Genomic DNA, 24,555 nt, shown 5'->3' with positions numbered 1-24,555 from the left:
TAAAATAGGTTGAGTTTTAAATGTGTTATATTTCAGTTGGTTAAGTTGTTTTCTATCTACTTTTTCAGATAATTACGCTGAGTACAAGTGGTATAGGAAACAGACTGAAATAAAAGTTATATAAATAATCTTTATCTAAATCATAGTGTTATCACTTTTATCAATATTAATTGCATAATTAATATTGTATACAATATATCAATTGTGTATTGTTTGTTCGTTACCAAAAAACACTCAAATCAATGGGAACAAAAGGACAACAATATGCGTAATAACAAAAAAACAGCGCAAACACTGTGTAAATCACTCACTGCATCAGCACTTGCTCTAGCATTGGGGACTTCTACTGCATTTGCTGCAGATGGCAATAGTACTGTGAAAGGGAGCATCGTAAATGGTCAAGGTACTGAGTTATCTCAGGCTCAATTGACCTTTACACACAAATCCAAGGGGCTGAAGTTTGCTGTACAAACTAATGGCAAGGGCGAATACATTTTGCGTAATCTGCCTGTTGGCCGTTACAGCGTGTCAATTAATAAAGCTGGATTCGAATCCGTTATTGAAGAGGATGTCGAGCTTAATATTGGACAGGCGCTAATCTTAGACGCTCAATTATTACAACAAGGGCAGGACATAGAACGGATAGCTGTGACTGGCACGGCGATTCGACGTGTGGATATGGCCTCTTCAACTGCCGGAGTAACGTTTACAGACGCCGAGCTTAAAGTCATGCCAGTAAATACCGGCTTTGAAAGTATAGCGTTATTGGCACCGGGTACAGCTGAGCCTGGTGGTGATTCATTTAATAGAGCCTCAAGTTTCGGTGGGTCCTCATCGGCTGAGAATGGCTACTATTTTAATGGTCTAAATGTCACGAGTATTCAAACTGGTTTAGGCTCAATTCGTTTGCCTTGGGAAGCTATCTCACAAACTCAAATCAAAACGGGGGGAATTAGTCCTGAATTTGGTGGCGCACTAGGTGGCATCGTTAACGCAATTTCTAAATCTGGGGATAACGAATTTAACTTAGGGGCAGAAGTGAGAATAGACCCTGCTTCAACCCATAGTTATCACGACTCAAACTACCTAGATAATGGCACAGTGAATCTTAATACTGAGCAAGAATACGACTCTTTTAAAGAGCTACAAGTTTGGGCAAGTGGTGCACTAATAGAGGACAGCTTATTTTACTATGGTTTGTATGCACCTCGACGGGAGGTTAATCGTTGGGCTGGGCAAACGACCTTCAATGACAGAAAACGAGATGAAGATCGCTGGTTTGCAAAAGTTGATTGGTTCATCAATGAAGACCACTCCATTGGTTTTTCCGCCATGAATAACAAAAGAGAATGGACACGGCAAACCTATGCCTATGACTGGGAAAGCGATGCGATTGGTGATAAACAAGGGGTTGCAGCTCCTGGTGAAGATGGCGGCAAGGTTTACAGTGTCAATTATAGTGGTTACTTTTCTGACTTTTTCTCGGTGTCGGCTGTGGTGGGCCGAGTGACCGAAAACGTTGAAAATATTGTCGCATCAACAGTGCCGGGTGTTTGGGATGAAAGAGAGGGATTCGTTACTTTATCAAGTCATACAGCCAGCAGTGTTTCTGAGCAAGAGTTTATCCGTGATCAAGCGAGAGTCGACTTTAATATCGATTTGGATTACCACGCCATTTTGTTCGGTGTTGATTATACTAAAGTTACGGTAGATCACTTTGAAGGTCAAAATGGCCTTGGAGACGCAGAAGGCTGGTGGACAATCAAAACCGCTGGTGAAGGGAGCATTTCTGGTGCTGCGCTCGGTCAGGATTATATCGAACGTCGAATAAGAACAAGGACGGTTGATTCTGAGGTTAACTCGCTTGCTTTCTACGTCAATGATTCTTGGCAAGTCACCGACCAACTCGTGTTAAATCTGGGCCTGCGTTATAGTCAGTTTGAAAATACCGTTACTGACGGTAGAGCGTTTGTAGATATGGATAACCAACTTGCGCCTAGATTTCAAGCGATTTATGACCTAAACGGTGATGGCGAATCCAAAGTTTTCTTTACTTACGGGCGGTACTTTCAACCTGTTTCTGCCAACATGAACATCACTCAAGGCTCGGCTTCAGTAGAGTGGTTTGAGTATTTCGACCTCGATCAAGTAGACAGTGATGGCTATCCTGTTTTATTAAGTGATGGCTCGCCAAGTCGAGGGGAAATGCTTCGAGATAGACGCTGGCGTCAACGCGGAATTACAGAGCCCGGTTTGATTGCTTCGTCCACCCTTAAGCCGATGTATTCTGATGAATTGACTTTAGGATATCAGACCACCGTTTTTGACGATATGGCATTTGGGGTTAGAGCGATTTATCGAGACCTTGGACGCAGTGTTGAAGATACGGATGTTGGTCCTGTGCTTGAGAAGAAATTGGCCGAACTCGGTATCCAAGACAATGTCGGTCAGGGTTCTTACTATGTGCTAAATAACCCGGGTGAAGCGATCACCATGAGTTATGACTTCGATGGCGATGGCCAAGTCGATGAAGTGACACTCAGTGCACAAGAGCTTGCCCTGCAACAAGCAGTACGTAAATATCTTGCACTTGAATTTACCTTAGAAGGAAATATTACCGACAAGTTACGGATTAATTCTTCTTATACTTGGTCACACAGCTACGGTAATACAGAAGGTTTAGTGAAAACCGATAACGATCAGGCAGATCCAGGTTGGACAACTTCTTATGATTACGCGGATCTGATGGATCACGGCTATGGTAATTTACCGAATGACCATCGCCATTCAATAAAAGTATCAGGTTCTTACGATATCACAGATGAGTTAACTTTGGGTCTGGTTGCAAGAACGTCGTCAGGTCGCCCGACTAACTATTTCTCTAAGCACCCAGTCGGTATAGATAGCTGTACCGCAGGAAGCCCTTGGGATGCATGCGTAAGTAAAGATTATGGCCATGTTTCGCATTACGACGAAAATGGCAACCCAGCCCCTCGCGGTAGTGTAGGTAATCTTCCTTGGGCAACCACGATAGACTTATCACTCAGTTACTCTACAGATATTATGGGACATGACTTGTTACTCAAGGGCACCGTTTATAACCTACTAAACAGTGATAAAGCGCTTGGGATCAATGAACAGCGATCTTTAGATGGTGCAAATGGCTTAATCGTTAACCCTGACTACGGCATTACAACGTTACGACAAACTGAGCGTTACGCGTCGTTAGTTGCAAGGTTTACGTTTTAATTTCCCTGGTGATAGCCAAGACTAGGTGCTATGCACCTAGTTCTTGGTTTAAGCCAAACAAAACGTTTGGCTTATTTCATGTCACGGAGAGTATGATGACGTTAACAATAGATTTTGAGCAAATACTGAGCCACGCGGAAGTAATAGAGACGGTTGACATGCATACCGCCGGAGAGCCTTTGCGGGTAATTGTCGATGGTTTCCCTGAACCTCAAGGCAACACTATTTTAGATAAACGGCAATACTGCGTAGAAAATCTTGATCACTATCGCACCGCGCTGATGTATGAGCCTAGGGGTCATGCTGATATGTATGGTGCGCTTATCGTTGAAAAGCAGTTACCAGAAAGCGATTTTGGCGTGTTATTTCTTCATAATGAAGGATACTCAACAATGTGTGGTCATGCGATTATTGCTTTAGCTACACTATTTTTACAGCACAATCCCGCAAAGAAACAGTTGTTGATAGATACGCCTGCAGGGCTAATTACCGCATGGCTAAGAGACGGCCAAGCTGAATTTGCTAATGTACCAGCAGAGGTAGTGACACTTGATAAGCAAGTCAAGACATCTGAATTTGGTTTAATCTCAGTGGATATCGCATTTGGTGGTGCGTTTTATGCCTATATTGACGCTGATACAATCGATTTAGCTCTTACGTCAGCAAATGCAGCTTACATTCAGCAGTTAGGTTTAACGCTTAAACAAGAAATTGCAACACAGATTAGCTTAGTGCATGACGATGCGCGCCTCGCATTTTTATATGGTGTGATTTTTTATTCCAATTCTCAAAAATCGGACTCTGCTCACAGTAAGCATGTGTGCATTTTTGCCGATGGCGAATTAGATCGCAGTCCAACAGGGACTGGGGTCAGTGGTAGGGCTGCAATTCTTGCCGCCAGAGATGAGCTTGCCGCAAACCAACGTATCTTTATTGAAGGTATATTAGGCTTGGGTTTAGATGTTTGTTATCAACTTAGTGATGATAGTAAATCGTTGATCCCAATAGTTTCGGGCGTGGCCTATATTACAGGCCGACACCAATTTATTTTAGACGACCACGATCCATTAGTAAGAGGATTTTTACTACGATGAATGTAGATTACGCAGCCAGACAGCAACGCTTAGTCAATAAATTACAACAACATCAAAGTGACGCTATCATTATTTATGGCTACGAGAATATTGTATATTTAACCGGCTTTACCGGTCATGCAGCAACATTGTTGATGTCTTCAAATGGGCGACACCGACTCATTACTGATTATCGTTACTTTGAGCGTGCTAGCAATGAAGCGGTGGGAGTCGAAGTTATTTTAAGAAATCGTGATAAAGAAACGCTACCTGATTGTATTTTTAGATTATTGGATGGGCCGCGACAGCTTGCATTTGAAGCGCATCAAATTAGTCACGCAGATTATGTCTCATTAAACATCAGTGCAAAAAATACCACACTTATTGCCGCGCCGCTTTGGGTGGAATCACTAAGACAAGTTAAAGATAGTGATGAAATTAACTGTATTAAACGCGCCGCCGAGATAGCTGACTCGGCGCTTGCCCATACACTGCCTTTGTTAAAAGTAGGGGTCACTGAGCGAGACGCGGCAATTGAGCTTGAGTATCAGATGCAAAAGCTAGGCTCCGAAGGTCTCTCTTTTGACACAATCCTATTATTTGGTGCGCGTTCTTCCTTACCGCACGGAAACCCAGGACAGACAAAACTTAACCTAGGCGATTTAGTACTTATCGACTTTGGTGCGGTGATAAGTGGCTACCGCTCTGATATGACGCGAAGTTACGTGTTAGGGGAGCCGACGAAGCAACAACAATCCATTTATGACACGGTCCAACATGCGCAGCGAGCTGCGTTGGCGCTAATAAAAGCGGGCGTTAACTGCATAGATTTAAATAACGCATCACACGATGTGTTAAGTCATAGTGACTTTTCACAATACACAGGTGAGGGACTTGGTCACGGTGTGGGGCTATTTCTACACGAGCAGCCGTTTATTAAACCTGGGGTCGATCACCAATTAGAAGCTGGCAATATCATTACCATAGAGCCGGGTATTTACATTCCAAATTATGGTGGTGTGCGCTTGGAAGAAGATGTACTGGTGACTGAAAATGGTTTTGAATGCTTAACCCACGCGCCACAAGTATTTCAGCTAACGAACTAAGGAGTTAGGATGCAAATTATTGCTCGCCAAGAGGTCGCGGATAGCCTCAACTACCCAAGCTTAATTCAGGCGCTTAAACAGGGTTTTGCGCAACCAGCAGGTACACCAACACGGCAAGTTTTTGAGCTAGATAATAGTCACAACAATCATGACGCTTTTGCTGTTTTACCTGCTTGGAATGCTGATGTGATTGGCGTAAAAGCCTTTACCTATTTCCCAGATAACAATCAGCACGATAAAGCCTCCCTTTACTCGAAAATCATGCTGTTTTCTAGGCAGTTCGGTGAGCCGCTCGCGCTTGTGGACGGCACCGAAGTAACGTTGTGGAGAACCTCTGCTGTGTCAGCATTAGCCGCGGAGTATTTAGCACCTAAACATGCCAAACATTTGGTTTTCTTTGGCTCAGGCAATTTAGCTAGTTACATGATTAATGCGCATTTAAGTGTTAGAAATTATATTAAAATTTCAATAATTGCACGTAATTCTGAAAAAGGACGCCTGTTGCTGGAGCTATTGTCCTCGCAGCATCAGGGAGTGGAATTTTCATTGTATCAGCAGGCAACCGCATCTGTTATTGCTTCGGCAGATGTGATCAGCTGTGCAACAGGCAGTCATACGCCTTTGTTCAATGGAGAGTGGTTGAGCGATGGCACGCATATAGACTGCATTGGCAATCACCATAAAGATTGTCGAGAAATTGATACCACAACGGTAACTAAGAGCCGCGTTTTTGTAGATAGTCGCGCCAATGTATTGAACGAGGCAGGCGAATTGTTGTTACCGATCAGTGAAGGTAAGTTTAGCCCCGATAAGGTGGTTGCAGAGCTTAGCGAAATGACTAAAAATAACCTAGGTCGAAGTAACGAGAATGAAATTACTTTGTTTAAGTCTGTAGGAACAGCGCTGAGTGATTTAATTGGAGCGAAATTAGTGTATGACTTGGTTCAAAAATAAAGAGCACGGTAAAGTGTATGAAGTAACCGCAGTAGTCAAAGCTGCTGATAAGCGCTTGGTGAATCCGCTTATTTGTCACGAATGTCACATGTTGGTTAGTTATCAAGGAGTTGGCGGCGAAACGAAAAGCGAAAAGCTGCTTTATGACGAGGTGTTTTACAAAGCGTTTCAAAACCACGATAGCTGTTACGTTATGGTGGATGACAATGGTATTCGCCATTATCATCCAAGTGAATAAAGTGACTTATTCAATTAAGTGAATAAGTGCTAATTTTTAACCTGACAGAGTACAAATATAGAACGCTATGAATACTGACATTTCAGTTATTGGTCTGGTGCGGACTGCGGCACTAACATGTTTCTGCCCCGAAATGAGTTAACGTAAATGCTCTAAGGGTGGCTTTGAGCGAAAAGCTGACGTTCATCCTTTCACCTAAATAACTGTATATACATCCATTGTAATTGAGTTTCTTCCATAGTCAGGAAAACGACCCAATCGCTCGATATTAAATTGTTACGTGTCACTACATGTCGGAGAGATAGGATGAATCCTGAAAAATACAACAGAAGTGTAAGCCTGCTTTGCCCTACATGCGGCTGTTCAGACTTTTCTTATGAAGAAGGGTCTGATGAAACAATACAAATTATGACTTGCGCGTCATGTGAGCGTGAGTTTAATAAAGACGAGCTAATCCAAGAAAATAGCGAAAATATTGAAGAACATCTTTCAGAGATGAAGGAAGAGGTCGTTAAAGACGTTGCTGACGAACTTCGTAAGTCTTTGAAGAAAGCATTTTCTGGTAGCAAAAATATAAGGTTCAAATGATGCCGGTAACTATTGACGCGGGCGATGTGATAGCCGGGTTAGCATTTCTGTTATCTGGCTACGCAACTTGGCAAACGGTTAGTTTTAACAAAAAACAGAAATCTCTTGTCGAAAGCCAAGAGAAATTAAACAACCTACTTTTAGAAAAAGAGAATGAAGGTGCGGTTAAAGACAAAAGTGCGGATCTCGGAGCGTCATTTATCAAGCTAGGCAGTAGTAAATATAGGCTCAAGATTTGGAATAAAGGTTCTGCTACAGCCAGAAATGTCAGAATTGAATTTCCCGAAGGAAACGATGTGGTTATTGATTCGGAAGTCTCTGATAAATTCCCGATGGAAAGCCTTGAAAGACATCAGTCCGTTGAGCTTATTGCAGCTGTCCATATGCAAACTAAACGAAAGCACGTTGTTCGGCTAATTTGGGAAGATGATGCACAAACCCACAATGAAAAACTGTCTTACCCCACACTATAAACACGTAACAAGGCGCTCAAGCAAGGACGCAGCAAAGCTGCGCCGCTTAGCTTGGCGTTATGTGGCGAGTTTAATCAGTAAGAAATTTGAGAGAATGATATGGAAGATATAGAGAGGCATGAAAGTAAGTACCTCGGCTCGGGGGATAAGAAAAAACACATATTATTGACGAGTTATATAAAGTCTCTCTTGAAAAATGATAGGGTAATTGAGGCGGCTTTTTTTCAAGAAGAGTTACTCATGCTCAAGCCTGAGCACCGTCAGGTACACGCATTAGGTTATGAAATTGCTATTAGATCTTTTAATTATAAAAATGTAGTAATGTACGATGACTTCTTATCGAAAAACAAAAAATGCAAAGAAGAGTTATTAAAGTTAAGGGTCAAATATTTCTATTCTATTCAGCACTCAATTTATTTAGAAGCTACGATTAACGAGTTGTTACCAATATTGAAGTTTGATAAGGGCTACTTTCCTATTTTAGTTGAATCGATATTTTTCAACCGCAGTATAAGAAATATAAAGTCTTTGCTCATATTTTTACGAAAAAATAGTCTTAAGTTGGACCCAAAAACTGAAACTAATGTTAAAAAAATAGCATATGAAAAGCTGTGTGATCAATTAGTGAGAGTTGCAAATGGCTAATTTTTTAGTTGTAAAGATTTTAGAAAATTCTGGTCCGTGTTTACCAAGTACTTTCGTATATCGTGATATTGAAATTAGACCGCCAAAAGCTGACACTGATAAAGAAAGAGCTTTGATTGAGAATTCAATTAAGGAGAATAATCAAGATTTAGATATTGCGCTAAATGCACGTATCTGTTGTATAGTTCGCGCCAATAATATAAATGATGCGGTATCTATTGCTGATGATAAATTTACTGAATTACTAGATTTAAAGTCACGGGAATACACAATGAGCAACCTTGCTCTATCTAACTGTGGCTTTGTTAAGAACCTAGAAACATCAAAAATTGAACTCTTGACTAGAAAAAAATCATATGATTTTGGGAATGTGTTTATACGGCAAATGTCAATCGTACAAACATGTAACCAAACACAATATGTATTATTGCATGATAATGAGTTAACTGAGCGGTATAAAAAATCACTACATTGGTCTAGGCATAGTAAGCATGAAAAAAATTTACATCTCAAAGTGATTTTTGATTGGTTTGCCGTGGAAGCTTTATTGAAAGAAGGCCAAAATGATAACGTTGCGCCCTACATTAGGTGGTTTCTTGGGTTTCCAAATGGAAAGTCATGTCAGTATCTCGATGGTGGCATAAAAGATAAGCTAGAGAGTCATGATAAATATGCGATTACAGAGAAAAGGTTGTCAGACGCATTAGAACAAATCAGGATTTTGCGCAACGATTCAATACATCACGGATCAAGAAAAATTGATTATACGCCACAACAACTTTGTTTCTACAGTCAAGTCATGTTGATGGGGACTGCAAGGTGTCAAGATGCGGTGTTACGAGCGATCAGTTTAAAACTGAATACTCTACAGGAATTTAAGGACTATATAAGTTGCATTTTTGAACAGAAAGAACACTTGATCAGTGACATTCATGGTACAGTGATTCATTTGTTGGCTGAGGAAAATGCCACATAACAAAGCAATCAAGGTGATGCGTTACACTCGGCGGTTTTGGTATGAAGTTCAGTGCGCTTTGTTAGTTCCGTGGGGCACACCTTATTGCGGGCGTTATGTTCATATGAGTAAGAAGTAAAAATTAATGCAGAAGAAAGAAACATCATGTGCTTGGTGGCTTGTTACCCCAACGTATAAGTATGCAGAATACAGTAAGAATGCCCTTATCGAAAAAGGTGCAAGTTCCACAGAGCTCTCAAGTGCTTTAAAAAAGTACAACATGCGATACTTTATATCTTCATTAACGATCTGTTTAGCGGTTCAATTACTATCAATATTAGAGTTTCAGCTGTTTCCTGTTTTCGGGTTTGAGTCTCAACCGGTTATTAAATACATATACTGGTTCATGATTGTTTTGGTTGTTTGGTCTTTTTTGCTCTCAAGAGCAATCGAAATAACCAAAGCATTTTTGGGTGACGCAATTGATAAGTTGAACGGTGACTTACCTAATAGTGACTTGAAGTATGGTGAGAGGTTAAAGTTAGCCTTGACCAGTTACATTGAACTAATTATTAACTTTGGAACGCTGTACTTCTTAATGCCAGTGTGCTTTTTTAAGGACTTTTATAAATTCAATTCAGTACTCGAAGCTATCTACTTTAGTGGTGTTACCATTACTACTGTTGGTTACGGTGATATAAGCCCAAGCATATGGTTTCTTCAATTTTTAACAGTGTTCGAAGTGTTGTCTGGCTTTAGCTTGATAGTTGTTTGTTTTACTATTTATTCAAGTCTTGCTCTTTCAAGATCCCCGGTTTGTAAAATATGTGCGAGAAAACTTGGAAAATGAACATAACAAACTGTTCAAGAGGGATTCGCAACGCGTGGCATTTTCACTATGCGTTGGTTTAAGTGATTAAGGTGGTGTGCGGTAACTTTTGTATTGCGTTGCTCACCCCTTAACAGGGCGTTGAGGCTGTAGAATTACTCTTTTCAGGTACTGGATTCTTGGTTTTGGATTGACTATTTCTTAACCTTGAATCGAGTTGGTTACTGTGATCTAATAGATATTATTCACCCACGGTAATCTGTTATGGCCAACTATAAGCCAGACTTATCCCGCCAAAATAAATTCATTCCAATCAATTTCGCTGAGCAAATTTTGCCGGGAACCTTTGAATATGCGCTTTGTTATATAGTCGAAAATAAGCTTGACTTGTCGGGCTTTGACGCGTGGTATAACAACGACAAAACAGGCGCTGCGGCGTATCCGCCCGCGGTGATGTTAAAGGTTATTTTACTGGGCTATGCACATGGTTTAATCAGTAGTCGGCGAATTGCTAAAGCGTGTGAAACAAACATTTTATTTATGAGTGTGTCGGGTGATATTCAGCCGCATTACACATCAATAGCGGGTTTTGTGGCTAAAATGCACGAACAGATTGAACCGCTATTTACGCAAGTGCTGATGATATGTGATGAAGAAGGCTTGATAGGACGCAACATGTTTGCCATTGATGGGTGCAAATTGAAGTCGAATGCGAGCAAGGAGTGGAGCGGTACATTCGATGAGCTAGGCCGTAAAAAAGCCAAATTAGAACGCGCAAGCAAACGCATAATTGAGCGCCATCAAGCGCAAGATGGCTTAAGTGAAGAGCTGGTCACTCAAGACTTAAAGCAAAAAGAAAAGCTAGATAAAAGAGCAGATAAAATCACCGCGTTCTTAGCTACTCACGAAGAGAAAACAGGCAGTAAAGGTAAGCCGGTTAAAAGTAATATTACCGACCCAGACAGCGCGAAAATGACCACGTCAAAAGGCACAATTCAAGGCTATAACGGGATAGCGATAAACGATGATAAACATCAAATTATACTACAAGCACAGGCATGGGGCTCGGTGGGCGAGCAACAAACACTGCAGCCAGCCGTTGAGCAATTAAAACGACAACTTGAAAAACTGAACAGTGATAAATTCTCTAACAAACAGGCCATTAAATTTACCGCAGACAGTGGATTTAATAGTGAAGCGAACCTTGAATTCATGGCGCAAAGTGGCTTTGATACTTACATAGCTGATAACCAATTTAGAAAACGCAACCCACTGTTTAAAGAGAGCGAAACCTACGAAACAGAGCAAGAAAAGCGGCGATTAAAACGCAGTAAAGGCAAGCCACGCTTATTTACCTCAGACGACTTCCATTATGATGAAGCAACACAAACCTGCCGCTGCCCCGCAGGCAATGAGAAGTGGCGAAGTGGTATCAATGTAAACAGCAATCATCAACAAAACACACGATTCTGCGGTTACTTAAAAGACCGTAAAGTCTGCTCCCTGCAACAGCAATGTATGCGAAAACCACCGATACAAACGTGGCGGCAAGTACAGTTTAAGAGTGATGAATCGCGCAAAAAAATCAGTTGCATCGACAAAATGAAAGTAAAAAAAGACAGCCCAATAGGACGACGACAATACAGCAAACGACTTGGATGTATCGAACCTGTATTCGGCAACATCACGGTGAATAAAGGGATGAATAAGCTCACATTACGCGGCCAAGTAAAAGTCAATGCTCAATGGCAGCTATACTGCCTTGTTCACAATATCGAAAAGTTACGAGAAAGGGTGTCGTAAGCCAAGAACAACCTGACTTAACAGCTCCGAAGCGCTTCTCAAACCACAACAAACCAGCTTAAAAAAACGCCCTAAAATAACAACTCACACCCAACTAAACGATTGAATCAAAATAGGAACTCAGTTATCGTTTGTTGATTACAAAAACAAATTTGAAACGAGTTATTCTACAGGCTCGTTATATGCCCATCAGGTTTTGGAGTGTTGAATGGATATAGATGAAAATAAAATAGATGAAGCAGCTTTAGCTTTATTACATCTCACCTTGCATGATTATGGCCGAGCTTGGAAACAAATTGACTGGGAAGTTATGAATAGGCTTTATGAAAAAGGTCTAATTTGTGATCCGGTTGGTAAGGCAAAGTCAGTGCAATTGACCGATGAAGGCATTAAGCAATCAGAAGAGTTATTCAAAAAGCTTTTTTCAAAATAGAAGCTATTGGTCATATAACAAAGCAACTTAAAAGCTCGGACAAAAACCAGTTGGCTTTGTTAGTACCTCACAAATTATAGCCAACTAATTTTTGCCGTTTATTTGCGGCGTTATGTACTTTCTTGTCCTTCCAACTTGTGCACATCTCTTTTGTGCGATAGTATTTCACTATAGATGCACAGTAAAACAGTGCGAGGATATGTCAGTAAATTTTAAAGATGATTGGCTTGAAGCATTTTATGAGGAAGATAAGCGTCATCGCTTGATTCCTAAAACTATAGAGAATGCGCTGTATCGAAAGCTTGAAATCCTAGATGCAGCAAAAGCTGAATCAGATCTAAGAGTTCCACCGGGTAATCGGTTTGAACATCTTGAAGGCAATCTGAAAGGTTGGTGTTCGATACGGGTGAATAAACAGTATCGTTTGATTTTTAAGTGGGTTGACGGTGTAGCAGAAGACACCTATTTAGACCCTCATAAGTACTGAGGTTAGGATAATGCGCAGAACTAAACGTCGTCCAGTTGGTGTAGGAGAAATGCTCAAAGTTGAATTCTTGGAGCCAATGGAGATTACATCAAAAACATTAGCAGAAGCTATGGGTGTACATAGGAACACCATCAGTAACTTAATTAATGGTGGTACTCTGACTGCTCCACTTGCAATCAAGTTAGCGGCTGCACTTGGGAATACACCTGAGTTTTGGCTTAACATTCAACATGCTGTGGACTTGTGGGATACACGAAATCGTTATCAAGATGAAGCCAAGCAAGTAAAACCTTTGTTTTCAACGCAAGATATCAAACTACGTACATAACAAAGCGTTTAAGAGCGATTCCATAACGTGTGCCGATTTCGCTTCGCTCAAGCGTAGCAAACGTTATTCCACGCCTTTACGCGGCGTTAGGGCTTATCGAAATAGGTAGCTTTTTATGGATGAAATAACATATTTAGAAGTTCCATTTGAGGATAAAGAGAAAGTAAAGTCGTTGGGCGCTCGTTGGCACTCAGAGAGAAAGAAGTGGTTTGTTCCAAAAGGTTTAGATACGGGACCATTCGAAAATTGGCTACCGATTTATGATGATCATGCATCGCAAAAAGCTATCTCTCCATTTTATCTGCTTCAATCGACAGAGCTTTGCTGGAAGTGCGACAAACCATCTGAAGTCATTACCTTTGCTAGTCATGGCACAATCGACACTGAAAGTGATGAGCGCTCTGAAGGATTAACCAAGTATTTATACGTCAGCTTTATCCCAGAGAGACTGAGAGTATACTTGGATCTACACTTCAAAAGTTATTACTTGGATTATTCCGCAACGACCGATTCATTTTACTACATGAATCATTGTCAACACTGCAAAGCCCCACTAGGTGACTTTTTTATGCATTCTGAACCGGAGGGTGCTTTTTTCCCTATCAGTGCAGAAATGTCAGCCGATATTGCTATTACTAGACTGAAAGAAAGTGGATTTGTAAAAATCTCAGCATCTGAATCATATGGGGTTATTGAGCATATATTGGAAAATGGGCAAATGAAAGAGTTTCAGCCCTAACAGTCTGTATAAGAGTGATTCGCAACGCGTGGCATTTTCGCTATGCGTTGATTTTAGTGATTAAGGTGGCATGCTGAGGCTTTTGTATTGCGTTGCTCACTACTTAAAGCGGCGTTAGCCCATAGAAACTTTTAAGCGAAATTTGCCTAATACAGCCGAAGACCTGAAACGTTTTTTGTCCAAAAATAGGTTTATTTAACCGTCCGCTATTCGCTCTTTCGGCAATTAATCAGTTACGAACGGTCAGATTTGGTTGAACTCATAACCCTAAACTGCCAGATCGTGTATGAGCCAGCGCACTGAGTCTTGTTAACACCAGCGCACTGAGCTGCGTCAGAGCATTTCGTCGACGTACTCAAGTATTAAGCCAAGTTAATGTAGTAGAGGCCGTAGCCCACGATAAATGCAGGCACTGCAGAGTAGATAGTGGCAAATAGCGCCGCCCTTGGTGCCAGTGCTATCGCTGGAAATAACGCATCGCCATCGTTAGCAACGGCATTGGCTGCAAGGGCACTAAATGGCACGACACCTTGCAGGTAAAGCGTTGTAACAACAATTTGGGGGCCACAGCCTGGTAATAATCCGACAAGAATGGCCACCAGTGGTGCATATAGCGCATAGTCTTTAAACCAAACCGCGAGATCAAGCCCTAAATACGCAGTAGATAGCTCGTAAAGCAAAAAGCTTGCAACGACCCAAGCGGTCACAAAATGCGTGTCCTGTAGCACTCTAGTGAGTTTTGACGGTGGGTCGCATTCACCTTCTTCACAGGTGATATCTTTATAGCTTACGCCCTTTGAATTAAGTGCCCACACGCAAACAGCAAAAAGACATAATGCTGCACCAAGCCAAGCAATTTCTGTATCAAATGGCGCTAAATCGACGTTAAAAGCAATCGCGAGTGCAATAGCAAGGCTAGGTAGTAAGCACAGCTTCCACACCTTACGGCTTAGACTAAACGCACGGCTCGCGTGTAAGGTTTCTTCTTCGACCTCATTGATGGTCTGCGGGACACAAAAGTCGGGTTGATGAATTAAGTGCACACATAGCCCACTCACGATACCTACACCAACCCCCATCGCAATGATAGTAAGGCCTGTCAGGGGCTCTTTGGCGAGTAGCAAAAACGCAGCATCTCCCATCGTCGCAGTAAGTACTGCGACAACAGAAGCAAAGCTCGCTTGTTTTTTGGTAAATTGGGTGACCACGATAATCGCGCCACCACAGCCGGGCAGCGCGCCTAATATTGAGGCCATGGCTATTTCGAGAATAGGGGATTTGGTACTCAGATAACTGAGATTAAGCTGTGGAATTCTGTCAACAAGAAAGTAGTACACGAGCAGGGTAGCGGCAACAAAAACGCTGACTTGAAAGAATGCATCGCTCAGCGCGCTGACCACAATTGGTCTCGCCGTTTCAAATGCTAAAAGTACAATAATAACGAGGGGTAAAATCAACCGCTTGTTGAACAACAAACTCACCTTAGCGCCATGTGCTGGTTGAGAGTATCGAAGTAGAGATGAAAACATAAAGTGCAACCCGTGTATTGTCTAAGTTGCACTTTAATTTCATTTTAAATGAAAATCAATATCATTTGCATTATTTTCTTTGAAACTCTGCGGTTGCTTTCCATTTTGGCCAAGCGTCTTGCTCAGAGACATCATAGCCAACTTTAAAGAACAGCTGTAGATCCTGTATCGCCCCACTTAAATCCCACTCTTCACGGTAGCGGTCACACGGCTGATGATAACAACCGCGCAATACTAAACCCATACGTTTACGATAGGTTTCAGTCTCTTCGTCACGTGCTTCAGTTCCACCACCTGCGTACATTGCAGGCACACCCATGTTCGCAAATGCGAAGTGATCAGAGCGATAGTAACCACCAGCGGCAGGACGCGGATCTCCCGAAACGACACGGTCTTGCGCTTTTGCTGCGGTTTCTAGTATTTCATCAAGCTCAGATTTACCAATACCAACTACGCTGATGTCTTTTACTTTACCCAATAAATTTAGGCTATCCATATTGATGTTAGCAACGGTTTTCTCTGCTGGAATAACAGGGTTTGCAGCATAAAATTTAGAACCTAACAAACCTTGCTCTTCAGCCGTCACAGCCAAAAACGTAATTGAACGGCTAGGGCGAGTTGGCAGTTTAGTAAAGGCTTCAGCGACCTCAATCATACCGCCTGTGCCGCTGGCATTATCATGCGCACCATTATAAATTTGGTCACCTTTACGGTTTGGATCGGTACCTAAATGATCCCAGTGTGCTGAGTAGATGATGTGCTCGTCAGACTTATTACTACCTGGCAGAGTGGCGATAAAGTTATACGAAGTTGATTTTTTGATGGTGTTTTTGACGGTAACTGACGCGCTTAGGTTGCCCATATCAACGTGGTATGCGCCTTCAGCAGCTTTTTTCTTTGCGGTGTCAAAATCAAGTCCAGCCTTTTGAAACAGCTCTTTAGCAACGTCTACTGTTACCCAGCCTTCAACCGCAACGCGGTCCATATTGTTATTTTCTTTTTGGAAGCCAAACTGTGGGCCACTCCAAGAGTTTTCTACTACGCTCCAAGGATAAGAAGCCGGCGCTGTTTCGTGAATAATGATCGCACCTGCTGCGCCTTGGCGTGAAGCTTCTTCGTATTTGTACGTCCAACGACCATAATAGGTCATAGCTTCACCGGTAAATTTACCCGAATCAGGATTAGCAAAGCCTGGATCGTTTACTAGCATCACCACTGTCTTGCCTTTCACGTCTAGGCCTTCGTAGTCATTCCAGTCGTACTCTGGGGCATTTACGCCATAGCCAACAAAAACCAGCTCTGAATCTTTGATTGATTCGAGTTCGCTGATACGGGCCGAGCCCATCACCATGTCTTTCTTATATTCGTAGTTTTTGCCACCGATTGTTAACGTCATATTAGGATCGGCTTCAAGCGAAACCAGTGGCACTTCTTGCAAGAAGCTGTTGCCATTGCCAGGCTGATAGCCAAGCGCTTTAAAATGTTTGGTTAAATAGGCAAGCGTTAGCTCTTCACCTTTTGTTGACGGAGCACGGCCGCCAAATTCGTCAGAGGCAAGGGTTTTAATATGGGCTCTGAGTTGAGCATCGTTAATACTATTGTATGCAGTATCGATGTCTTGGGGGCTATTGCTAGTGCTAACACAGCCCGCCAGCACCGCCATAGATAGAGCGCTGAGCGTCAGTTTAAGTTTCATAATTGCCTTTCTTTTACTTGTTAGGAACCCATAAGTAGTAACATAAAATGCGTAAAAGTTCGAGCGGGACAAGACGGCTAGAGGAGATAGAAATTAATGAAACAACCGTTGTGGAACAGATCATTGCATTGTTTTTAATCGCTATCCTCATTTTAGCGTGTGACGTAGCCTGTTACGCTCATTTACAATTGGCTTTTGCCAAGTATCAAGCGCTTCAGTAAAATAGTCGGCTAATTGCATGATAAGTATCTCAATCAAATGAAAAAGTTTACAGCGCCTGAGGCGTGGCAGGTTACATGTTTACATGCTGAGCCATTTTCCCATTTAAATCAGCTTTTTGACTTAAAAAGTCAACAAGACTGGCCAAGCCCCCAGTGGCTGTCTTCTCACGTAAACAGCATTAGCTTGCAACAATATGATACCCGCTTTGTGGCCGATGAAACGATAGACTTTGGCGATAAATACTATGAAGAGATTATCTTTGAAACCCATCAGGTACCGACGCGTAGTCAAAACTGGCACGATTTATTTGGCGCGTTGATTTGGTGTTTATTCCCAAAAACAAAAGCTTTGTTAAATGCCCTACATATCGAAGAAATAGCACAGTTTGGTTTAAAGCAGCGGAGTAAAAAGCGTAACGCGTTAACACTCTTTGATGAGTGTGGTTTGGTGTTGGCAATCGATGATGATAAATGGCGTGATGCCTTTAAATCACACCAATGGCAGAATGTATTTTACGATAATCGTTCAGAATGGCAGCAAAACCTAAAACCTTTCGTATTTGGCCACGCAAACTACGAGATGCTAACCAATCCCTTTATTGGGCTAACGGGAAAGCTGGTGTGTATCAATGTTGATGCTGCATTTTGGCAACTTTCACTAAGCGAACAATATCGTTGGTTAGATGATAAATTGGTTGCACTGATCAATGATGGGCTGCTTGAAGACAATACCAAAATGTCACCCATTCCGCTGCTTGGGATCCCAAACTGGCATGAGCCACAAGATTTAGAATTTTATCAAAATACGGACTATTTCAGGCCGAAAAGAAGGAAATAGCATGATAGCTATCAATGGATTAAAAAAACGCTTCGCCCTGACTCGCGAGCACAAAAAGAAAAAGAGTCAGACGGATCCTCGCGAGCGTGATGGTTTTTTTCACAGTGTAGAAGAGGTTAACCTGCACTGTGGGCAAGGTGAAGTACTTGGATTGCTCGGCCCCAATGGGGCGGGAAAAACCACCACTTTGCGTATGCTCTCAACTGCGCTGACGCCGGATGCCGGTACTATCTTAGTGGATGGTCAGGATATTGTGAAAAAGCCTGTTGTTGCACGCAAAGCCATCGGCTTTCTATCAGGGTCAACTGGTTTATACGGGCGTCTTACTGCCAAAGAAAATGTTGAATATTTTGCACGACTTCATGGTTTAAAAGGAAAAGCATTAAAGGCGAAATGCGATGAGCTGTTTCAGCGCCTGGAAATGGAAACCTTTTTAGATAAAAGGGCTGAACACCTATCGACCGGTATGAAACAAAAGACCAATATTGCACGGGCGGTGGTACACAATCCTAAAGTCGTCGTATTAGACGAGCCAACGACGGGTCTTGATATTATGACCACACAAACGGTTATCTCTTTTATTCGCGACCTCAAAGCGCGTGGTACACCCGTTATATTTTCTACCCATCACTTAGATGAAGTTGCATTATTGTGCGATAGGGTGTCTGTTATCGATAAAGGGATCACCTGTTTTGATGGCAGTTTAGCTGAGTTTAAAGTGAAGGGGCAAAGTGAAGAGCTAAATCAAGCATTTTTAAATTTGTTAACGGGAGCACAGCATGTTTGAGGTATTTTTAAAAGAAATTAGAGAGCTGCTGCGCGACCGCAAAACACTGTTTTTTGTGATTGCACTACCGATGTTGGTATTTCCCGTGATTATGGCTTTAGTCGGCTTTATGGCTTCACAAGCCGCCATGGAAGCGAAGCAAGAAGTTCATACGTATTACATCGCAAATGAAGTCTATGCTGAAAAGTTCTCTGAGCAGGTTTTTTATCATAAAAGTTTTAAGAAATATGCAGGTGAGCTCAAGCTTGATAGTGTCGAAGCATTGAGTGATGCGGTACGAAGTGGCGTGATCGATGTTGGGATTTTTATTCCATCCGATCCGGTTGAAAATCTAGAGTCTGGCGTAAAAAGTGAATGGAAAATCGTGTTTAACGATGCGCAATCTATTAACTTTATTTACGACCGCTTGTCTAAACTTGCTAAGAAGTTTTCTGATGAACTCAGAGCGGTGAAGTTAACCTCACTGGGGTTGTCGCAAGCGGAGCAAGCGGCAGTGCTCCAACCCATATCGATTACTAAAGTGGATACTGCTGACAAACGCGAAAATTTAGGCGAGAAGTTAGGTGCGTTTATCCCTTACATGTTAATTCCGTTGGTATTGATGGGGGCGAGCTATCCAGCTATTGATTTAGGCGCTGGAGAGAAAGAGCGTGGCACTTTAGAGACGCTGTTATTAACACCAATCTCACGCACGGAGCTGGTGTTAGGTAAATTTTTAACCGTATTGAGCAGTTCAATATTCTGTGCGCTTATCACGGTCTCCAGCATGGCGCTGTGGATAGGAATTGCCAGTAGCTTTGTCGAGCTAGACGTAATTAAAAACGCCTTCTCGTCGGTTGCATTATTAGACTTTGTCTTGATTTTTGCACTGTTGCTTCCTGTTGCTGTGATGCTTTCGTCGCTAACACTTGCCATCTCAATTTACGCCAGAACCTTTAAAGAAGCACAAAACTACATGGGACCACTCAGCATGGGGATCTTCATTCCCATTGTGATGTCTTTAATGCCAAATATGGAGCTAACCGCTAAAACTGCATTGATCCCAATTACCAATGTCGCATTAGCGATTAAAGAAATCATCAAAGGCACGGTTGATTATGGTTACGTCGCATTAATTTTTGGCGCTTCTGCTGTTTTAGCTGCTGGGTTACTCGTGTGCTGCGTTAAATGGTTTAATAAAGAAACCGTTTTGTTTAGGTAAAGCTTCAGTTAGGTGTGAGTCATTGAGAATTATGGCGTTTTTCTGTACGATAAACGCCTTATTCAGCGCTTAACTTTTTGTAACTTAGCCTGCTGTTTATTTGGATAGCTTGCGGAAGTCGTAGGTTTCAATTTTAGTCACTCAAGGAATGTAGGATGACATCAACCTCGGTACTTAAGTCAGTCAGTGAATCGGTTACTAACGGCATAGCCATTTTATTCTTGTTTTCGTCGGTGTTGCACTTAGTCGGGTCAAGCTTTTTGGAAGCTCTGATCTACTTAGTGATTTCTTTGTTACTATTTTCATACCGTAATCGTTTAATGTTTGACCTTGCACAAAAGCACTTTGTTATCACTAAACAACTATCGTTATTGAATGTAAGTATTCGGCGAATAGATGAGTGTGTGATACCACTTCCTACTGTGACTGATGTATCTTTGGATTGTAACAAGCAACTCAATTATATCGGTATAAGTTATCTTTCAGAAAGTGAGGAGCCTGCGGTCTATTCATTTTCGTGTTTGCGGCAAACTGATGAACTCAACGCGCTTTTGTCTGCATCAGGTTTTGACCGTAACGTTCAACGAACAGCTGATACAGATAGGAGATCAACTACGCGCTCAACTCCAACTAGCCTTGCAAGATTATTTCCTTTGTTTATGAATAGCAATCGCGATATTGAAGAGCGATTCTCCGTGTTACGATGTGCACTACCGACGCCTAAGCATAAGCTGCATATTGTTTGGATGGTGGTAGGGGCTTTTGCTCTAATGACCTGCTTTATTCTTTACTCGTCACAAAATTACATAGCGGGTTTGGTATTTTTGGTGCTCACGTACTTTAGCTATTGGTTGACGTCTTTATTTATCAGTAATAAACACTATTTTGTCTATCACTCACCCTGTAACCAAATTAAGGTTGAGGAAAATAGTTTGCTGCTACCTGCGTTACTGTTTACAGATAAACAAGCACGAGAGGTAAAAAAGGATGAAGTTAACAATATTAAGGTACACTGGAATACGTTTACAGTCAGCGATTTAGATAGGTTAACCTCTTCGACTCGTCGTAATCATATTGTTGATTTGGTCTTTGATACTGAGTATGGTGCGACGGTTTCACTCTCTGGCATGAGCGTAGAAGCCGAGCCACTCTTACTTGCGTTAACGCATTGGCAATATCCTTTGTCTATCGAACGAACGGATAAAGCGGTGTTCCCAATGGTGAGGCACTTTCAATATGGTATTCTAGTATTTATTATCGGTATTATTGTCTGGGCAATGACCACATTTGTGATATAACACACCTGACAAAAGCGGCGATTCTACCAGAATATCGGTATGCTAGTGGCAATAGTATTTTTAATCTATCGCTATCCAGAAATTATTGAACAACCCGTTTTATACCAGTTGTATTAAGTAAATGATCTATCTTGAAGCGGGGAAGTAGCTTTAGTAGCAAGGCAAAAATTTTGCTATTTAGTTGTTCTAGATGAGAAATTTTTAACGAAGCTAATATGCTATTTCACCCTTCAAATTGATTAGAGAATTAATTCAATTGGTATTATACATCTTTTTGATTTTAATGATGGGCTTAAGCGCAGAGGCATACGTGCAAAACAAGCGTATCAATAAGCGTACTGACTTACTGCATAAGCTATTAAAAGAAGAGTGACTGGAAGAACTGAAGCCGCTATTAAGCGGCTTCAACATTATCGGTTTTAACATTGTCAATTTCAACTACGTTGAGGACAGATTGTACATCTGACCAATGCAGCAATTCGATACGACCTTCTTGGTTTTCAACCAATGCCGTGCAGTTTTCTATCCAATCACCATCGTTGCAGTACACAATACCATCTACGACACGGATCTCTGGTTGGTGGATATGCCCGCAGATAATACCGTCGACACCTTGTTTCTTCGCTTCATGAATTGCTGCGTTCTCGAATGCGGCAATGGCCTCTCTGGCTTTATGCACTCGCTTTTTCAGCCAAGATGCAAGCGACCAATAATGACCACCATATAAACGTCGTACGCGATTGGTCCAGCGATTTAAGAAGAGTAGAAAATCATAAGCGGCATCCCCAATGATACTGATCAGTTTGTTGTATCTTGTTGCCGAGTCAAAATCATCACCGTGTAGTAATAAAAACCGCTTACCTGCGGAAGTGGTATGAATAAAGGTTTTATGCACTTCGACTTTAAAAAGCGTTTGCCCAACATAGTTTCTGAAGGTTTCGTCGTGATTACCCGGTATGTAGATAACGCGTGTACCAGATCTCGCTTTTTTTTGTATGCATTCTAATACCTGATAGTGGGATGGATCCCAAAAAAACTGGCGTTTCATTGACCATAGATCAACGATATCACCAACCAGATAGAGTACATCACATTCGGTTTTGTTGAGAAAATCTAGCAAGAACTTTGCTTTACAGTCCTTGTAGCCCAAGTGTACGTCTGAGATCCAAATACTCGGATAGTATGTTGTTTTCATGGCTTGGCTCTTTAGCGTAATAATGACAATGCTAAGAGGCAAAGATGACAGTGGCGGGGCAGTTAGGAGAAGCTAATATGACAAAAGAGCATACATCTGTATGCTCTTTTGTCATGCAATTTACGTAGGTTTATTTACTTCTAATTGCATTAACGATTGTTTCAACCGCAGATCCAATATCCAGCATCAGTTTTTCGCCAGTTTGACGATTTTTCAGCTCAACCTTATTTTCATCAAGATTACGTTCGCCAATCACTAGGGTATAAGGAACACCGATAAGTTCCATATCGTTAAACATAACGCCCGGACGCTCTTTACGGTCGTCGAATAACACATCAATCCCCGCATTTTGTAGATCTGCATAGAACTTTTCTGCGATCTCTGGGATACGGTGAGACTTATGCATATTCATTGGCACGATTGCCAACTCAAATGGCGCAATAGCAACAGGCCATTTGATACCGTAATCATCGTTATTTTGCTCGATTGCTGCGGCAACGATACGAGAAACACCAATACCATAACAACCCATGGTTAATGTTTGGTTTTTCCCTTCTTCGCCAAGTACACCAGCTTTCATCGTTTCAGAGTACTTAGTACCAAGTTGGAACACGTGACCTACTTCGATACCACGTTTGATAAGGATTTTACCTTTACCACAAGGGCTTGGATCGCCTTCAACCACGTTACGGATATCTTCAACAGTATAAGCGCTTACGTCTCTGTCCCAGTTGATCCCACTATAGTGAACACCATCTTTGTTTGCACCGGCAACAAAATCAGCCATGATAGCTGCGCTACGATCGACAATGATAGGCATTGAAAGACCGACAGGTCCCAAAGAGCCTGGTTTTGCACCAATAGCGTTAACAATGTCTTCTTCGCTTGCCATCTCGAGCGGTGAATCCACTAGTGCTAATTTCTCAGCTTTAAGCTCATTTAAGTCATGATCGCCACGAACGATAAGCGCGACAAGCCCACGTTTACCGTCTTCGTCTGGTGCGCCATACACGATGAGTGTTTTCACACCACGGTGTGGTTTAACGCCATGTTTTGCTTTTAGTTCAGCGATGGTGAAAGCTTCTGGCGTGTCAAACGTATTAAGTTCTTTACTTGGCGCTGGGCGAGTTTCAGTTGGTGCAAGTGCTTCTGCCTTTTCAATGTTTGCAGCGTAGTCACTTTCATCACTGAATGCGATTGCATCTTCACCAGACTCTGCAAGTACATGGAACTCATGCGATAGGTTGCCGCCAATTGAACCACTGTCAGCAATAACAGGACGGTAGTCAACGCCTAAACGATCAAAAATGTTGCAGTAAGCTTGGAACATCTTGTGATACGTTTTTTCAAGGCACTCATCAGTCATGTGGAATGAATAGGCATCCTTCATGGTGAATTCACGCGCGCGCATCACACCAAAACGTGGACGAACTTCGTCACGTACTTTCGTACTGACTTGATAAAGTGTGATCGGCAGTTGCTTATAGCTGTTGATTTCACGACGTACAAGATCAGTGATCACTTCTTCATGCGTTGGACCAAGTGCAAATGGACGGCCATGACGGTCATTAATACGAAGTAGTTCGGGACCAAACTGTTCCCAACGGCCTGACTCTTCCCATAGCTCTGCAGGCTGGATCACTGGCATTAGCAGCTCAATCGCTCCCGCTTTGTCCATTTCTTCACGGACAATTCTCTCTACTTTGCGGAAAACTTTTAGGCCTGATGGTAGCCAAGTATAAAGACCTGAAGCCAATTTACGGATCATACCCGCTCTAAGCATTAGCTGGTGGCTTACCACCTCTGCATCAGACGGCGTCTCTTTTAGAGTCGCTAATATATATTCACTCGTACGCATTCTTATTCCAGTATAAGTTACTTATTGTTCTC

24 protein-coding genes are annotated in these 24,555 nt (G+C 42.0%); 20 read left to right on the top strand and 4 right to left on the bottom strand.

Features of this window, described 5'->3' with window-relative positions:
• Positions 1 to 264: 264 nt before the first annotated feature.
• The 15 genes from L1271_RS07325 to L1271_RS07255 all read left to right on the top strand — a co-directional run bounded on the left by L1271_RS07325 (position 265) and on the right by L1271_RS07255 (position 13,900).
• On the top strand, positions 265 to 3,249 hold the full coding sequence (locus L1271_RS07325) for a TonB-dependent receptor (protein WP_235367469.1): 2,985 nt from the start codon (positions 265 to 267) through the stop codon (positions 3,247 to 3,249).
• Between the two features lie 95 nt (positions 3,250 to 3,344).
• Positions 3,345 to 4,343 carry a proline racemase family protein gene (locus L1271_RS07320; protein ID WP_235367575.1) on the top strand — a complete coding sequence of 333 codons (999 nt, stop codon included), beginning with the start codon at positions 3,345 to 3,347 and terminating at the stop codon, positions 4,341 to 4,343.
• Complete coding sequence (locus L1271_RS07315) at positions 4,340 to 5,428, top strand: M24 family metallopeptidase (protein WP_235367468.1); 1,089 nt, start codon at positions 4,340 to 4,342, stop codon at positions 5,426 to 5,428. The genes L1271_RS07320 and L1271_RS07315 overlap by 4 nt, the downstream gene beginning before the upstream one ends.
• 9 nt (positions 5,429 to 5,437) lie before the next feature.
• The gene (locus tag L1271_RS07310; RefSeq protein ID WP_235367467.1) at positions 5,438 to 6,382 is read left to right on the top strand and encodes an ornithine cyclodeaminase family protein; all 945 of its coding nucleotides are present in this window, start codon (positions 5,438 to 5,440) and stop codon (positions 6,380 to 6,382) included.
• Positions 6,363 to 6,620, top strand: coding sequence for a hypothetical protein (locus tag L1271_RS07305; protein ID WP_017217477.1), 258 nt, complete (start codon positions 6,363 to 6,365; stop codon positions 6,618 to 6,620). The genes L1271_RS07310 and L1271_RS07305 overlap by 20 nt, the downstream gene beginning before the upstream one ends.
• Before the next feature lie 306 nt (positions 6,621 to 6,926).
• Positions 6,927 to 7,208, top strand: a complete 282-nt coding sequence (locus L1271_RS07300; RefSeq protein WP_235367466.1) for an ECs_2282 family putative zinc-binding protein — start codon at positions 6,927 to 6,929, stop codon at positions 7,206 to 7,208.
• Positions 7,205 to 7,681, top strand: coding sequence for a hypothetical protein (locus tag L1271_RS07295; RefSeq protein WP_235367465.1), 477 nt, complete (start codon positions 7,205 to 7,207; stop codon positions 7,679 to 7,681). Before L1271_RS07300 ends, L1271_RS07295 begins: the two co-directional genes overlap by 4 nt.
• A gap of 99 nt (positions 7,682 to 7,780) precedes the next feature.
• Positions 7,781 to 8,326, top strand: a complete 546-nt coding sequence (locus tag L1271_RS07290; RefSeq protein WP_235367464.1) for a hypothetical protein — start codon at positions 7,781 to 7,783, stop codon at positions 8,324 to 8,326.
• Positions 8,319 to 9,302 (top strand): hypothetical protein, encoded by a 984-nt coding sequence (locus tag L1271_RS07285; protein ID WP_235367463.1) that lies wholly within the window; start codon positions 8,319 to 8,321, stop codon positions 9,300 to 9,302. The genes L1271_RS07290 and L1271_RS07285 overlap by 8 nt, the downstream gene beginning before the upstream one ends.
• 124 nt (positions 9,303 to 9,426) lie before the next feature.
• Positions 9,427 to 10,131, top strand: a complete 705-nt coding sequence (locus tag L1271_RS07280) for a potassium channel family protein (protein WP_235367462.1) — start codon at positions 9,427 to 9,429, stop codon at positions 10,129 to 10,131.
• A 243-nt stretch (positions 10,132 to 10,374) separates the two neighbouring features.
• Positions 10,375 to 11,913, top strand: coding sequence for a transposase (locus L1271_RS07275; protein ID WP_235367461.1), 1,539 nt, complete (start codon positions 10,375 to 10,377; stop codon positions 11,911 to 11,913).
• 208 nt (positions 11,914 to 12,121) lie between these two features.
• The gene (locus tag L1271_RS07270) at positions 12,122 to 12,346 is read left to right on the top strand and encodes a DUF6429 family protein (protein ID WP_099029137.1); all 225 of its coding nucleotides are present in this window, start codon (positions 12,122 to 12,124) and stop codon (positions 12,344 to 12,346) included.
• A 199-nt stretch (positions 12,347 to 12,545) separates the two neighbouring features.
• The gene (locus L1271_RS07265; protein ID WP_174168916.1) at positions 12,546 to 12,833 is read left to right on the top strand and encodes a type II toxin-antitoxin system RelE/ParE family toxin; all 288 of its coding nucleotides are present in this window, start codon (positions 12,546 to 12,548) and stop codon (positions 12,831 to 12,833) included.
• Positions 12,834 to 12,843: 10 nt separating this feature from the next.
• Complete coding sequence (locus L1271_RS07260) at positions 12,844 to 13,161, top strand: HigA family addiction module antitoxin (protein WP_099029135.1); 318 nt, start codon at positions 12,844 to 12,846, stop codon at positions 13,159 to 13,161.
• Positions 13,162 to 13,276: 115 nt separating this feature from the next.
• Positions 13,277 to 13,900: a DUF5710 domain-containing protein gene (locus L1271_RS07255; protein WP_102056752.1), complete on the top strand. Its 624-nt coding sequence runs from the start codon at positions 13,277 to 13,279 to the stop codon at positions 13,898 to 13,900.
• Between the two features lie 362 nt (positions 13,901 to 14,262).
• Here the strand turns inward: L1271_RS07255 and L1271_RS07250 are convergent, their stop codons facing one another.
• On the bottom strand, positions 14,263 to 15,429 hold the full coding sequence (locus L1271_RS07250) for a putative manganese transporter (RefSeq protein ID WP_102056753.1): 1,167 nt from the start codon (positions 15,427 to 15,429) through the stop codon (positions 14,263 to 14,265).
• Between the two features lie 70 nt (positions 15,430 to 15,499).
• Positions 15,500 to 17,125: a M28 family metallopeptidase gene (locus tag L1271_RS07245; protein WP_102056754.1), complete on the bottom strand. Its 1,626-nt coding sequence runs from the start codon at positions 17,123 to 17,125 to the stop codon at positions 15,500 to 15,502.
• Positions 17,126 to 17,172: 47 nt separating this feature from the next.
• Here L1271_RS07245 and L1271_RS07240 point away from each other — a divergent pair, with 47 nt between their 5' ends.
• The 5 genes from L1271_RS07240 to L1271_RS07220 all read left to right on the top strand — a co-directional run bounded on the left by L1271_RS07240 (position 17,173) and on the right by L1271_RS07220 (position 21,470).
• The gene (locus tag L1271_RS07240; protein ID WP_158299109.1) at positions 17,173 to 17,346 is read left to right on the top strand and encodes a hypothetical protein; all 174 of its coding nucleotides are present in this window, start codon (positions 17,173 to 17,175) and stop codon (positions 17,344 to 17,346) included.
• Positions 17,347 to 17,383: 37 nt separating this feature from the next.
• The gene (locus tag L1271_RS07235) at positions 17,384 to 18,184 is read left to right on the top strand and encodes a DUF3025 domain-containing protein (RefSeq protein WP_102056755.1); all 801 of its coding nucleotides are present in this window, start codon (positions 17,384 to 17,386) and stop codon (positions 18,182 to 18,184) included.
• Position 18,185: 1 nt separating this feature from the next.
• Positions 18,186 to 18,971 (top strand): ABC transporter ATP-binding protein, encoded by a 786-nt coding sequence (locus tag L1271_RS07230; RefSeq protein WP_174168911.1) that lies wholly within the window; start codon positions 18,186 to 18,188, stop codon positions 18,969 to 18,971.
• On the top strand, positions 18,964 to 20,172 hold the full coding sequence (locus L1271_RS07225) for an ABC transporter permease (RefSeq protein WP_235367460.1): 1,209 nt from the start codon (positions 18,964 to 18,966) through the stop codon (positions 20,170 to 20,172). The genes L1271_RS07230 and L1271_RS07225 overlap by 8 nt, the downstream gene beginning before the upstream one ends.
• Before the next feature lie 155 nt (positions 20,173 to 20,327).
• Complete coding sequence (locus tag L1271_RS07220) at positions 20,328 to 21,470, top strand: hypothetical protein (RefSeq protein ID WP_235367459.1); 1,143 nt, start codon at positions 20,328 to 20,330, stop codon at positions 21,468 to 21,470.
• A 394-nt stretch (positions 21,471 to 21,864) separates the two neighbouring features.
• On the opposite strand, the gene L1271_RS07215 is transcribed toward L1271_RS07220, so the two are convergent.
• Positions 21,865 to 22,665 carry a UDP-2,3-diacylglucosamine diphosphatase gene (locus L1271_RS07215; protein ID WP_102056759.1) on the bottom strand — a complete coding sequence of 267 codons (801 nt, stop codon included), beginning with the start codon at positions 22,663 to 22,665 and terminating at the stop codon, positions 21,865 to 21,867.
• Between the two features lie 130 nt (positions 22,666 to 22,795).
• The gene (locus L1271_RS07210; RefSeq protein WP_010604699.1) at positions 22,796 to 24,523 is read right to left on the bottom strand and encodes a proline--tRNA ligase; all 1,728 of its coding nucleotides are present in this window, start codon (positions 24,521 to 24,523) and stop codon (positions 22,796 to 22,798) included.
• Between the last annotated feature and the right edge of the window lie 32 nt (positions 24,524 to 24,555).

Origin of the sequence: Pseudoalteromonas sp. OF5H-5 (assembly GCF_021530695.1) — a bacterium.
Taxonomy (GTDB): Bacteria; Pseudomonadota; Gammaproteobacteria; order Enterobacterales; family Alteromonadaceae; genus Pseudoalteromonas.
Note: the sequence above shows the minus strand (reverse complement) of the source record. Positions and strands in the feature narration are given on the sequence as shown.